At 62.5% G+C, this 12578-nt stretch carries 15 protein-coding genes; 3 read left to right on the forward strand and 12 right to left on the reverse strand.

Annotated features, from left to right (window positions below; translation table 11 throughout):
• Positions 1–122: 122 nt before the first annotated feature.
• From Q5H92_RS19705 to Q5H92_RS19715, 3 genes are all read right to left on the reverse strand, one after another.
• Positions 123–449, reverse strand: coding sequence for a DUF6660 family protein (locus Q5H92_RS19705; protein ID WP_305013271.1), 327 nt, complete (start codon positions 447–449; stop codon positions 123–125).
• Between the two features lie 90 nt (positions 450–539).
• Positions 540–1172 (reverse strand): Fic family protein, encoded by a 633-nt coding sequence (locus Q5H92_RS19710; RefSeq protein ID WP_305013272.1) that lies wholly within the window; start codon positions 1170–1172, stop codon positions 540–542.
• A 142-nt stretch (positions 1173–1314) separates the two neighbouring features.
• The gene (locus Q5H92_RS19715; protein ID WP_305013273.1) at positions 1315–1617 is read right to left on the reverse strand and encodes a hypothetical protein; all 303 of its coding nucleotides are present in this window, start codon (positions 1615–1617) and stop codon (positions 1315–1317) included.
• 425 nt (positions 1618–2042) lie between these two features.
• Here Q5H92_RS19715 and Q5H92_RS19720 point away from each other — a divergent pair, with 425 nt between their 5' ends.
• The 3 genes from Q5H92_RS19720 (at position 2043) to Q5H92_RS19730 (ending at position 5062) form a co-directional block, all read left to right on the forward strand.
• Positions 2043–2954 (forward strand): ArdC family protein, encoded by a 912-nt coding sequence (locus Q5H92_RS19720; protein ID WP_305013274.1) that lies wholly within the window; start codon positions 2043–2045, stop codon positions 2952–2954.
• A gap of 418 nt (positions 2955–3372) precedes the next feature.
• Complete coding sequence (locus tag Q5H92_RS19725; RefSeq protein ID WP_305013275.1) at positions 3373–3792, forward strand: hypothetical protein; 420 nt, start codon at positions 3373–3375, stop codon at positions 3790–3792.
• Between the two features lie 40 nt (positions 3793–3832).
• Positions 3833–5062, forward strand: a complete 1230-nt coding sequence (locus Q5H92_RS19730; protein WP_305013276.1) for a hypothetical protein — start codon at positions 3833–3835, stop codon at positions 5060–5062.
• 237 nt (positions 5063–5299) lie between these two features.
• Here the strand turns inward: Q5H92_RS19730 and Q5H92_RS19735 are convergent, their stop codons facing one another.
• The 9 genes from Q5H92_RS19735 to Q5H92_RS19775 form a co-directional block, all read right to left on the reverse strand.
• On the reverse strand, positions 5300–6163 hold the full coding sequence (locus Q5H92_RS19735; protein WP_305013277.1) for a sigma-70 family RNA polymerase sigma factor: 864 nt from the start codon (positions 6161–6163) through the stop codon (positions 5300–5302).
• Positions 6164–6552: 389 nt separating this feature from the next.
• Positions 6553–7224, reverse strand: a complete 672-nt coding sequence (locus Q5H92_RS19740; RefSeq protein ID WP_305013278.1) for an SDR family NAD(P)-dependent oxidoreductase — start codon at positions 7222–7224, stop codon at positions 6553–6555.
• Between the two features lie 29 nt (positions 7225–7253).
• On the reverse strand, positions 7254–8222 hold the full coding sequence (locus tag Q5H92_RS19745) for a zinc-binding alcohol dehydrogenase family protein (RefSeq protein WP_305013279.1): 969 nt from the start codon (positions 8220–8222) through the stop codon (positions 7254–7256).
• Positions 8223–8282: 60 nt separating this feature from the next.
• Complete coding sequence (locus Q5H92_RS19750) at positions 8283–8675, reverse strand: YybH family protein (protein ID WP_305013280.1); 393 nt, start codon at positions 8673–8675, stop codon at positions 8283–8285.
• Positions 8676–8701: 26 nt separating this feature from the next.
• Positions 8702–9286: a PPC domain-containing DNA-binding protein gene (locus Q5H92_RS19755; RefSeq protein ID WP_305013281.1), complete on the reverse strand. Its 585-nt coding sequence runs from the start codon at positions 9284–9286 to the stop codon at positions 8702–8704.
• An 8-nt stretch (positions 9287–9294) separates the two neighbouring features.
• On the reverse strand, positions 9295–10161 hold the full coding sequence (locus Q5H92_RS19760; protein ID WP_305013282.1) for an alpha/beta fold hydrolase: 867 nt from the start codon (positions 10159–10161) through the stop codon (positions 9295–9297).
• Positions 10162–10247: 86 nt separating this feature from the next.
• Positions 10248–10859: a Crp/Fnr family transcriptional regulator gene (locus tag Q5H92_RS19765; RefSeq protein WP_305013283.1), complete on the reverse strand. Its 612-nt coding sequence runs from the start codon at positions 10857–10859 to the stop codon at positions 10248–10250.
• 38 nt (positions 10860–10897) lie between these two features.
• On the reverse strand, positions 10898–11776 hold the full coding sequence (gene ygiD / locus Q5H92_RS19770; protein WP_305013284.1) for a 4,5-DOPA-extradiol-dioxygenase: 879 nt from the start codon (positions 11774–11776) through the stop codon (positions 10898–10900).
• Positions 11777–11962: 186 nt separating this feature from the next.
• On the reverse strand, positions 11963–12448 hold the full coding sequence (locus Q5H92_RS19775) for a YybH family protein (protein ID WP_305013285.1): 486 nt from the start codon (positions 12446–12448) through the stop codon (positions 11963–11965).
• Positions 12449–12578 lie beyond the last annotated feature (130 nt).

Raw genomic sequence — 12578 nt, forward strand, 5'->3', positions numbered from 1 at the left:
CCCGGCACGGGTGGCGGGAGCACAAGGGGCATAACCGATTCAGCGCCAAGCGCCAAATCGCCCGTCACGCACCGCGACGGGCCACCCGGAGGGGGTGGTCAGCAGGAAAAAAGGGGGAAGGGTTAGGCCTGGGGCGGCTGCCACACGGACCCGAGCGCCCGCGTCGGGGCGGCCACGACCAGCCGGCTGTGCCGGGGGCTGGTGGCCCACTCAGCGGGCGGCGAGTATGCCATCGGGTTTGCCAGGGGCATGAGAACTACGGCCCCGCCGCAGCAATGGCACTGGCACAGCGGCGAGCACCAGTCGCCCAGCGCGCCGGCTCCGCAATCAGAGTGGTAGGCGGCCACGGTGGTCTGCTGCTGGTCTTTGCACACGGTCGCCTCGTCCGTGCAGGAAAGGCACGAGAGGCAGGCAAAGTAGAAGGCAAAAAACAGGGCTAGCAGGCGCATGTGCTGGCAAAGGTAGCGAATATGGGTAAACGAGCCGGAATTCTGGGGCCGGGCACTTACCGCGTAACGTCCCCAAAGGGGGGCTCCCCGCTAGATACTGGGAACCGATGCGGACAGCTGATACGTCAGGGATTTTCCGTGCTGACCCCGCATGAAGTCCATAAATACCGCCAGGTCCTCCGCTACCCGGCTCTGCTCCAAGGCCTCGAAATACGCATGGCGGTCCTCGCGGAACACGATGGTCAGCGGCTGGCCGTAGTAGCGCTGCACGTAGTTCATGAGCAGCCGCGAGGTGCGCCCGTTGCCGTCGTTGAAGGGGTGAATGCTCACCAGCCGCTGGTGGGCTTCGAAGGCTCGTTCCAGCTGCTCGCGCAGGGTAGCCGCCGCGGGCATCCGTTCGCGCAGCTCCCCGACCAGGGCCGCGACCAGGGCCGGCACCTTTTGCGCGTTGGGGAACGAGCTGGCCCCAACGATAAACACGTTGTTGCGGCGCAGGTCGCCCTGTGTGGGGTCCACGGTGCCCAGGGCGGTGTTGGTGAGCCGGCCAGTGCTGCGCATCACGGCTCCCGCCAACTCCCGCAGAAAGGCCGGGCCGGGCAGCTGCCGCGCGTCGGCTCGCTCCAACGCGAGGTCGAGGGCGCGGGCGTGGTCGCCCAGCATGTCGTAGCCCTCCAGGGGCTTGCCCGGTCCCAGCACGGGCGCTTCGCCCAGCAGAAAATCCATTGCTTCGAGACCGTCACGCGGGAGCCCTCAATCATGGTGGAGTGCGCCGAAACCATCACCTGGCTGAGCTGCTGGCTCGTTTGCTGGCGCACCGGGGGCAGCTGCTTCGCCAGCTCGGTCAGGCGAACAATCTCGGCCCACGTCATGCGGCCTGCCGCCAGGTGGCCGCCCGAAGTGCCGCCACGTCCACCGTGGCCAGGGGCAGGGGCGTGGCCAGGCCCGCCCCGTGAATCAGGTCACTGGCCCAGGCCGCCAGGTCGTGGGCGTAAATCATGCGCCGCCCCGCCTCGTCCTGGTACTCGGTTTTGCCGCGCATGAAGGCTTCCAGGCTTGGGCGCAGTGCCGCCGGCACCTCCACCAACGCCTGGTCGGGGTGGGTGGGGCTGAGCAGCGAGTTCAGGTAATCCCGCAGGGCCTGATAAGCAGCTTGGCTGGCAGAAGTCATGGATTGTGGGATAGTGAGCAAGCGGCTGAAAGCGTTACCAAAAGTAGCAAATCCACGGCTAATGCCCATGCCGGGCGGTGCGGTAGCTGCTTTTGCGGAGGAAAGTAGCGGGGCGAACCCCTCCGGGCCTGGCTGTGCGGGGCTCCGGCGATGCCTGCGGTCCTGCGGACTAAACCTCTTCCATCCCTTTCGCGAACCAAAGGAAAAAACCGGCCGGTCAATTCAAGGCGACGTCAGCGAACAGCGGGCGGAAAATGCCTGAGCGGAGCAAATAAAGAACAAAAGGGAAAAATCAGAATCCGTGCCAACTACACAGGTATAACGCTCAATAATTGACACTTTAATTTAAATATTATTGAAACATTAATGCGGATTTTTGCGTTTAAATAGTATAAGCAGAAATCATAAAACCAACCTGTTAAGCCATGAATAAGCCCGCTCCTTTTGCTCCCCGCCCCGACGTGTACGAAATCATCACCAACCGCATTATTCTGGCGTTGGAGAACGGCGTAACCCCATGGAAGCAGCCGTGGAACGCCGCCCACGGCGCGCCCCGCAACTACCGCAGAAAGCACGTGTATCAGGGCGTAAATGCCCTGCTGTTGGGGATGTTGGAGTATGAGCACCCGTATTTCCTGACCTACAACCAAGCCAAGGAGCTAGGCGGGCAGGTGCGCCGGGGCGAGAAGGGCATGCCGGTGGTGTTCTTCACCGTGACCAAGAAGGAGGATGGCACAGGAGAGGAGAAGAAAAAGGCTTTCCTGAAATACTCCACGGTGTTCAACGTGGCCCAGATTGATGGCGTGGCGTGGACGTTTCCCGTGCTGCCGAGCCGCGAGCACACGCCCGAGCAGGCCGCCGAGCAGGTGCTGGCCGGCTACGTGGGTGGCCCCCAAGTGCTGCATAAAGGCAGTGAAGCCATGTACCGCACCAGCACCGACACCGTGACCATGCCCGCAGCCAGCGACTTCCACACGGCCGAGGACTATTACCACACCCTGTTTCACGAACTGACCCATTCCACCGGCCACGCCAAGCGGCTGGACCGGACCACGCTCACCGAATTAGCCGCCTTTGGCAGTGAAACCTACGCTAAGGAAGAGCTAGTGGCCGAGTTGGGCGCCTCGTTCCTGAGCCACGCGGCCGGGCTGGACTTAACCCGCACCGAGCCCAGCAGCGCCAGCTACGTAGCCAACTGGCTGCAAGCCCTGCGCAACGACAAGCAATTGATTATTTCGGCAGCCAGTCAGGGCCAGAAAGCCGCCAACCACATTCTGGGCATCGTGCCCAGCTACGAAGCGGAAGAAGCCCCCTGCGCCGAAGCCACTCCGCAGTAAGGCCAACGGCCGCCCGATGGAGCTATTCCGTCGGGCGGCCACGGGGGCGGGTAACAAAAGGAAATTGCAATTGCAAAATAGAAATTGTTAAATATATACAAGTGGGAAAAATTCGACAGTAATACTATCGCCGTACTCAACTTAAACAATCAATAATTATCACTTTAATTTAAATAAAATTGAAACATTATTGCTGGGTTTTGCGTTTAATAGGTATAAGCAACGAACGATAAAACAGCTCTTTATCCATGGTTAACGAAGCTTTTGATTTAGTCCCCGGCGAGGTTTGGGCCGACCGATTTGACCCCGCCGACAAAGCGCCTAGCGCACCTCAGGTAGTATCCGCCGCTGAACTCGCGGCATGGGAGGCCGCCCCGTGGTTCTAGCCGCACTTTTCACCTCAAACCCGTTTTCCAGTATGAACGCCCCCGCCACTTTCCGCCCCGCCCGTCGCATTCCCGACGCCCGCCTAGCCCGGCTCCGCGCTGCCAACGCCGCCAAACGTCAGGCCCGCGAGGATGCTTGGCAAGCCCGTCAGGATGCCGCCGCGCAGCTGACCAACCCGGTGCCCGAGTTCGAGGCCGCGCCCCGCTTAACGATGCTGCCCGGTGGGCTGCATTGGTCGGCCCAGCAGCCCGTGCCCGCAGTAGGGGCCACGGTAACGGTGAACCGCGACGGCCACCCGGAGCGGGCCGAGGTAAAGGGCTACACCCATGCCGCCGGCTTTTTGGGACTGGTAACCGAAACCACCAACTACGCCAAGTCCGCCAGCCGCCGGATGCGCAGCAGCCCCCGCGCCGGTGTGGTATTCGGCAGCCAGTTAGCCCTTGCCGCTTAGCCCCCGGCTCATCTTCTCACTACCCCTTTTGCCTTACGATATGATGACCCCAGCCCCCGCCGCCAAGCAGCCCCAAATTAGCTCCCTCGATTGGGCCGGTGACCCGCAGCAGTGCCCGCAGTGGGTAGGATTTCCCTCCCGCGTCGGTTTACCGGCTGGCCTCCAATGGTCCGGCAACGGCGAGGTGCCCGCCATCAGTGCCCGGGTTCACATCTACCTGAACGGCATCGGACCGGCCGAAGTGAAAGCGTACTTTCACGGCGAGGGGTGGCTAGGCGTGCTTTGCCAGCCAGCCACGATGCCGGAGCACCTACGGGGCTCGGGCGTAACGCTGGGGCATTTTTTCGGCCGGGAGTTGGAGCCCTACACGCCCGGTCCAGCGGCCCCCGCCCAGGTGCCCGAAGTGGTAGAAATCATCTCGCAGGACTACCGGGTAATTTCGGCCCCGCTTTACTACCGCAACCTTCACACCGGCCGCATTACCGTGGTGTACGGAGGACTGGCCGACTACTACGGCTTTTATGAGATAGAAGCTTTCACCGGCACAGACCGGCAGGACGCGGCCCAGCTGGCCGACCCGGCCAATTGGCAGGAGATTCCCGAGCACCATTACCTAGAGGTTCACGAGAACAGCCACGAGCGCAAGGAGCCGCAGCTTTTCGCCCTTCGCGCCGGTACGGCCGACCAAGTGGACTACCTGACCGCGCAGTTTTCCGGACCATTCCGAATCCCCGGCCGCGAACCGTACACGTTCGAGCAGTACGACACGCTCAGCGCCTTAGCCGAGGAAATGAAGCAGCAGGGCGCGCAGTACCGGGGCCGCATCGTGGAGAAAAACGAGTGGCGAACCTGGGTTGCGTTCGAGGAAGAAATGGGGGGTAGCGGGGAGTGCCCTTGGGAGCGCATAGAGCTTGACTTGGGCCAGCTGCCGCTGGACAGCTATGCCTACATTTCCGGCCGGCGGGCCACGCCCGGGGAAGGGGAGGGCAACGGCCGGCTAACGCTTTGGCAGCAGCCCAGCGGGCAGTACTACGTGGAAATCGAGCCCCGCTTTCACTACGGCCCGAACTATCCGACACTGACCCCGCTAACGCTGGCCGAGGTGCAGGAGCGGTATTCGTTCGACTTCACGCCCAACGGCCAGGAGCCCGCGCCGGCTGAGCAAGGCGACTGGATTCAGGAGTACCCGCCTCAGGAATGCGACGAGCTGGCCGACAACCAGGACAGCACCGACTACCCGGAATACCCGGCCGACGAGCAGCGCGACTAGCTGATACTCCCGGTTTTCAGCGTCCACGCCCACCGGCTGCCGCACGGTGGGCGTGGAAAATGCGCCAAGGCCGGTAGCCCCGCCCGCCTGAGTACTTAACGAAAGCGCCCCGGTCAGCTGGCCGGGGCGCTTTCATTTGGGGACCGGTGGCCGCCGACAAAAGGAAAAACCAGCGTGTTGTTTGTTGTTTAACAACACCCCTACTACTGAAGCAGGCCATCAGGTAGACTGCAGCGGCTAGGCCAGGTACGGTTTCAGGGCCTTCGAGCGCGTGGTGTGCTTGAGGCGGCGAATGGCCTTTTCCTTAATCTGCCGCACCCGCTCCCTCGTCAAGCCGAACTGCTCGCCAATCTCCTCCAGCGTTCGCGCCGCGTGCCCATTCAGCCCGAAGTGGAGCGTCACGACGTCCGCCTCGCGCAGGGTCAGGGTCGATAGGGCCCGCTGCACCTCCCGGCGCAGGGAGTCGTCTAGCAAGCCGGCATCGGGGCTTTCGGCGTCCTCGTTCGCCATCACATCGAGCAGGCGGTTTTCCTCGCCCTGCACGAAGGGCGCATCCATCGAGACGTGGCGCCCCCCAATTTTGAGTGTGTCAGTCACCTCGGACGTGCTCAGTTCCAGGAGCTCGGCAATCTCGTCCGCCGAGGGCTCGCGCTCGAACTTTTGCTCCAGCTCCGAGAATGAGCGGCTGATTTTGTTAAGCGAGCCCACCCGATTCAGGGGCAGGCGCACGATGCGGCTCTGCTCGGCCAGCGCCTGCAGAATGCTCTGGCGAATCCACCACACGGCGTAGGAAATGAACTTGAAGCCCTTGGTCTCATCAAAGCGCTTGGCGGCTTTAATCAGCCCCAGGTTGCCCTCGTTGATGAGGTCGCCCAAGGTCAGGCCCTGGTTCTGGTACTGCTTGGACACCGACACGACGAAGCGCAGGTTGGCTTTGGTCAGCTTTTCGAGGGCCATCTGGTCGCACTCGCGAATACGCTGGGCCAGCTCTACTTCCTCGTCTATCGACACCATGCTCACCTTACTAATCTCCTGGAGGTACTTGTCGAGCGACTGGCTTTCACGGTTGGTAATCTGCTTGCTGATTTTAAGCTGTCTCATGCGGTAACGCTGCTACTTGTTTTGGTTTCAAAGGGGGGTAATGACCAGCCCCCGGCGCTTGGCGATAAGGCTGGGCCCAATGGGTACCAAGATGCTGGGCGGCAGAAAGGTTCACGACGAGTGTAAACCGGGGCACTTTCACGTTTCGAACCGGAGGCGGCGCGTAAGAGGAATGCTCGTCGTTGAGAAATAGCCGGGTTGACACCAGCAGGCACTTCTTGGCCTGAGGCGTCAATGGCAACGTGCCCCGGTTACCTCGGAACCAAGGCATCAAGCCATTAACCTTAAGGCAAAAAGGCCGGCCAGAAATTGCTTTCTGGCCGGCCTTGCCGGGTATTACCGCATTTTTAAGCACCAGGGCCAATTATGGACAACTAACGCTCAACAAGCTAGCCAATCAGGCTGTCCGTCTCCACATTCCAGAACTTGCCGCTTTCGGGCCGGGCCTCGATGCCGCGGAAAAGGCCGGCGGCCGACTGCTCCACGGTGAAGGGGGCGCTGCTGCCACCCATGCGGGTCTGCACCCAGCCGGGGTGCATGGGCGTCACGGCAATGTTGCGCTCGGCCACGCGCTCGGCCAGAACGGCGGCATACATGGTGATGGCGGCTTTGGAAACGCGGTAGGCCGGGCTGTCGGACGCGGCAAAGGCGGGCAGGCCCATCTTGGAGGAGAGGAAGATAATCTGGCCGCCGTCGCGCACCAAGGGCAGCATGGGCTCGGTGAAGAGAATGGTGCCGTCCACGTTGGTAGCGAAGGTTTCGCGTAGGGACTGGCGCTCGGGTACGAGGGTGCCCAGGTCGGAACCCACGCCGGCGTTGTTCACCAGCAAGTCAATGCTGGGGGCCAGCTGGCTAACGGCGGCCACGGCCTGCTCGATGCTGGCATCGTTGGTCACGTCGAGGGTGACGACGGTCAGGTTGGGGTGGCTGAAATCGGCAATCTGGCCCGAGCGGGACGTACCAATAACGCGGTAGCCTTCGGCCAGGAGCTTCTGGGTGAGAGCCAGGCCAATACCACTGTTCGCACCGGTTACGAGGGCTGTTTTTTCGGGTGTGTTCATCAAGTTTGGGGTAAGAAAAAGGGGAAATATTAGGTGGTGACGACGATTTTACCGCCGGCCGCATTGCTGTCCATGAGTTGGTGCGCGGCCACGATGTCGTCGAGCGGGAAGGTGGCCCCAATGCCCAGGCGTATCCGCCCGGCTTCTACCGAGTCGATAAATTCCTGCAGCGCGGCGGCCGGGGCGGTGACCTGGCCGCTGTCATAGATGGTCAGGCCCACGGTGGCGGGAATGAATTCCATCGGGGCAAAGTCGGGGATGGACCAGCTTTCGGAGAGCATGCCGGTCATGCAGCCTAGCCCGCCGGGCTTTAGGCAGCTGAGCGTATCGCGCAGCGTGGTGGCCCCTACCAACTCCAGTGCCCGGTCTACGCCCTGCGGAAACAAGGCCCGCACCGGCTCGCGCAGCTTACCGTCATCAACCAGCACGTGGGTGGCGCCGTTGGCCATGAGCAGGTCGGCCTTCGCGGCATTGCGGGTGGTGGCCAGTACTGTGAGGCCAGCCTGGCTGGCCAGCTGCGCGGCGAGCAGCCCAATGGACGAGGTGCCGCCCCGAATGAGCAAGGTTTCGCCGGCCTGGATTTTCAGGGCCAGGTGCAGGGAGCCGTACACCGTCTGGAACATCTCGGGGATGGCCCCGAGCTGCGCCCAGGGCAGCTGGCTGCGGAAGGGGTAGAGGATGGTTTTGGGCATCACGGCATACTCGGCGTAGCTGCCGTCGAAATCGCGGCCCAGCCCACCCATCAGGGCCGCGACCTGCTGGCCGGGCGGGTACTCGCCCGAGGGGTCCTGCACCACTTCGCCCACGCATTCGATGCCCAGGATGCGCGGAAACTGCACGCCCGGTGACAGGCCCTTGCGGGTCATCAGCTCGGAGCGATTTAGCCCAAAGGCGCGCACCCGCAGCAGCACCTGCCCGGCTGCGGGCACCGGCACGGGCCGTTCTTCGAGGCGAAATTGGCCAGGGACGCCGGGGCTATACAAAACAGCAGCTTTCATGGCATAAAGGAGAAAAAGAGGAGCAAAAGACCCGCGCGGCCAGTATGCAACGGCCGTTCTCTACCGCTCGCGCACGCTGTTGAACAAGTAACGGTAGATTTTCCAGTCCTGGCTTTCCTGGCGCAGCACGAAGAATTCGCGGCTGGTGCGGGCCACTTGCTGCCCCGTGGCCAAGTCAGTGGTGGCGGTGCGGGCGGTGGCCTGCACGAAAGCATACTCGCCGCCTACGGTCACATCCTCCACCGCGTAGCTGATGTGAAAGCGCGTTTTGGCGAAGAAGTTTTCGCCCTTGCCCGGCAGCGTTCCGGCGGGCAGGGAGGTCACGCCATCGGGCATGAACACGCCGTCTGTGGTGTAGAGGGCGGGGAGCAGGGCAGGGTTGGCCGCGTTCAGGGCCTCGGCGTACTGGATTAGCAGCTGCTCGGCAGCCTGCGTGGGGGAGTGCGGTTGCATGGTTCTGGTCTCGGGGCTGGTGAAAGTTATTTGGTTAACTCCGGGTCGATGATGGCGGCGTCGAATTCGGTATTGAGCTTTTTGTAGAGTGGGGTGGGCTCGACCTTCAGTATCAACTCGATGGTGGGGCCGGAGAACAGTTCGAACAGGTGGCCGCCGTGAATAAGGCCGTCGAAGGTGGCCAGGTTGACGTGGGTGTGGGCTACCGGCTTGCCGTTGTACACGGCGATGTCGCCCGTTAGCGAGGTTACTTCGATTGGGTCCGGAAAGGGGATGACTTTGAAGGCTTTGCGGTCGTAGTCGAATATGCCCACCTTGGCCGACAAGGCATCGCCGATGGCCTGGTAATGGGCACTTTTGACGTTGTGCTTCTGGGCAAACTCGGTGAGCCCCGATACGACTTCATCGCCCTTGGCAAAAATCAGCACGTAGGTTTTTACCGGCCCGCTGGTGCTCAGCAGCTTCACTTTCAGGCCAGGAGCTTTGCCCAGCTGCACGGGCTTGCCCGTGGTCAGTGAAATGTATTCCGGGGCCTGAGCCTGGGCAGCCAGGGCGGTACCGGCCACGAGCAGGGCCGTGGCGGCGAGGCGTTTAAAGAAGGCAGGACGCATCGGGCTGATTATTTAATGAATGGTGCCACATCGGCCCACACGGCCGGGAAGTTGCTGAGAAAGGCCCCGTGCCCGGCATTGGGGATGATGCCCAGCTGGCCCCGGCGCAGGTCCCGGACCGTGGGGAGCATCCGCTCCAAGGGGTTGCCCTCGTCGCGGTCGCCGGCCATCACCAGCACGGGGCACTGGATGGTCTGCATCAGGGCGCGGTCCACGGTCAGGTGGTTGTACATGGTGGCCACCTGGGTAAACATCTCGCCTAGGCGCTGCGGCTGCGGCATCAGCGCCTGCTGCTGGCGCACGTAGGCGCTGTCGAGCGCCAGGGCCTGCTGGGGGCTGAAATCAAATTTGCGCTGGCCGGCCGTCACCTCACTGGCCCCAATAGTGATGAGCTTGCGCACCCGCTCGGGGTACATACTGGCCAGCTTGTAGCCGGCAAAGCCCCCGTCGCTGAAACCCAGCACAATGGCGCTGTCGCGGGCGGTGGCCTTGAGCACGGCCAGCACGTCGTTGGCCCGCTGCTCGTAGGTGAGCGGCGCGGTGCCCAGCTCCGACTTGCCGTGGCCGCGCGTCGAGATGGCAATCACCTGGTATTTGCGCGAGAGGCTGTCGATGAACTGGTGCATCTCGTAGGTCGAGCCCAGCAGGCCGCCGTGCAGCAGCACGAATGGCCGGCCCTTGCCGTACACCTCGTAGTAGATTTTGGCGTCGCCGGCCTGGACGTAGTGCCCGGCTTTGGGGTTGTTGCCGTAGGGAATGGCGCCTTTCGGCGAGGGCGTGGCCTGCATAAAAGCCCGCAAGGGCTTCGTGGGCCGCTGCTGGCCGAAGGCGGCGGTGGTCAGCAGGAGGAAAAGGAACAGCAGTTGCCGGGTCATGAGTGCATTGTTTTGAACAATGCAAAGGTCCCCCAGTCGCGTAGCCGATGCCCTTAACCTAGCGTAAGAAATACCCTTAATCTAGGTTAAGCCTTGCCGGGTTTCGTGACCCGGTCCTTGCGGATTTTGCTCAGAAACTCCGGCGTGATGCCGAGGTAGGAGGCAATCTGGGTATTGGGCAGGCGGCGGGCCCAGTGCGGGTACTGCGTCAGGAAATTCTGGTACCGCTCCTCGGCCGGGGTGCTAATGCTTTGCAGCAGCCGGTCCTGCAGGTCGATGTACCCCCGCTCGACGAGGATGCGAAAGTTGCGGTCGAACTTGTGGTAGTGGGTGAACAGGTCAAGCAGGTCGTCGTGCCGGATTTGCAGCACCGTGGCCGGCTCCAGGGCCTCGATGTACACCCGGCTGGGCTGCTCGGCGTAGAAGCTGGCCAGGTCGGTCATCCACTCATTCTCCACCGCAAACAGCAGGTTGTGCTCCTTGCCACTTTTGTCCACGGTGTAGAGCCGGAAGCAGCCGGCCACCACGAAGCTGGCGTACCGGCACACTTCACCCTCCTGCAGCAGGAAAGCGCGGCGCTTTACCTTCCGCTCCGTGAAACGCCGCGTCAGCGCCTCCTCTTCCTCTCCGGTGAGGGGGAAATAATCCTGCTTGAAATACTGGCGGAGCGCCTCTAACGGGGCAAGGGTTGTATCCACGTTTACGGGCTAAATGGGCGCCGGCAAGTTACCAAAAGCTAGCCTACCTGAAACGTGCGCATGCTGATGCCCCCAAACGTCACGCCCTCAAACGTGTGGGTGAGGGCCTCGGTTGGGCGGGCCAGCCCGGCGGTGTAGAGCAGCGGCAGGTAGTGGTCGAGCGTGGGCACGGCCAGCGCGCCGCTACGGCCGGTTTGCTGGTAGGCAAGCAGGCCCTTGAAGTCGCGCTGGTCGAGCCGGCCCTTCACCCAGTGGTCAAACTGCGTGGCCCAGTCGAAGGCGCTCTCGTCGCCGGCCATGAGCTTGGGCATGCTTAGTTGCAGGTTGTGGACCACGTTGCCGCTGCCGATGATGAGCACGCCTCGTTCGCGCAGGAACTGCAGCTGCCGGGCAAAGTCGAAGTGCCAGGCCAGCGGCTTGCTGTAGTCGAGGCTGAGCTGCACCACCGGAATGTTGGCCTGCGGATAGAGGTGATGCAGAATGGACCAGGTGCCGTGGTCGAGGCCCCAGTCGGCCGCGCCGTGCACGTCGTGGATGTGCTCCACGATGGCCTGGGCCAGGTCGGGCTTGCCGGGGGCCGGGTACTGCATCCGTTCCAGCGCCGGCGGGAAGCCCTCAAAGTCGTGGATGGTGGGCGGGCGCTGGTTGTTGGTCACGAACGTGCCCTTGGTCTGCCAGTGCGCCGAGATGACGACAATGGCCTTGGGCGGCGTGAGGCGCGCCCGCAGCTGGTGCAGGCTGCGTGTAAACGCATTGTCCTCAATGGCATTCATCGGCGAGCCGTGGCCCACGAAGAGCACCGGCATCAGCTTCGTGCGGGGCAAGCCGGCCGCGGCCGCGAACAGCTTTTGCAGGTTCAGGGCCGGCGGCAGCAACGGGGCCAGGGCCAGGGCTTTGAGAACGGAACGGCGTTGCATAAGGGGGCAGGGGGAGGATTGAGCCAAAGCCCCAAAACTACCGGCCCCCGCTGGCCACGGCATTGACCTAGGATAAGAAAGCAGGAGCGGAGCAACAAAAAGCCCCCGACGGCGTGCTTCCACTGCCCCTGCCGGGAAGTAAGAGCGCGCCGCCAGGGGCTGGCAGCTAATCGGCCTGAGCGCCGGTTATTTGGTCTTGTTGTACATGTAGCGGGCGATTTTCCACTGGCCGCTCACCTTCTGGAAAACGAACAGCTCGCGGTTTTCTTCCGGCCCGGTCTGGCCGTTGGCATTGACCGTGGCCGTGCCTTTGTAAGTGGAGCGCACGAAGGCCGTATTGCCATTCACCACGACTTCGTCAATGGTAAAATTGATGTCCAGCTTGATGGCCCCGAACACGTACTCGTAGGTGCCTTTCACCTGGGCCTGGCCCACGGCGGTGGGGGCGCCGGGCGGCATGAGCACGGCATCCTTGGTGTAGAGGGCCACGACTTTGCCGACGTTGGCTTCCTTGAGCGCGTCGCGGTAAGCCGTAATGACTTTCTCGATGGCGGCTTTGTCGTTGTCGGCAACGCTTGCCGCAATAAGGCGCTTATCCGAACGACCTTCGGCCTGGCTGAGGGTGGCCGTCAGGGACAGGAAAAGCGCGGCTGCAACGAATGATTTCTTCATCTGGGGGTGCGTGTTAGGGGTTGATTTGAACACTGCAAAGGTCCCGTCCCCGAGCCCGCCGTGCCCTTGAACTAACATAAGAAATCGGCTTAATCTAGGTTAAGTCAAGTCCTCCCCGGCATCGAATGAG

The organism is Hymenobacter mellowenesis (assembly GCF_030581005.1).
In the GTDB taxonomy this organism is placed as follows: domain Bacteria; phylum Bacteroidota; class Bacteroidia; order Cytophagales; family Hymenobacteraceae; genus Hymenobacter; species Hymenobacter mellowenesis.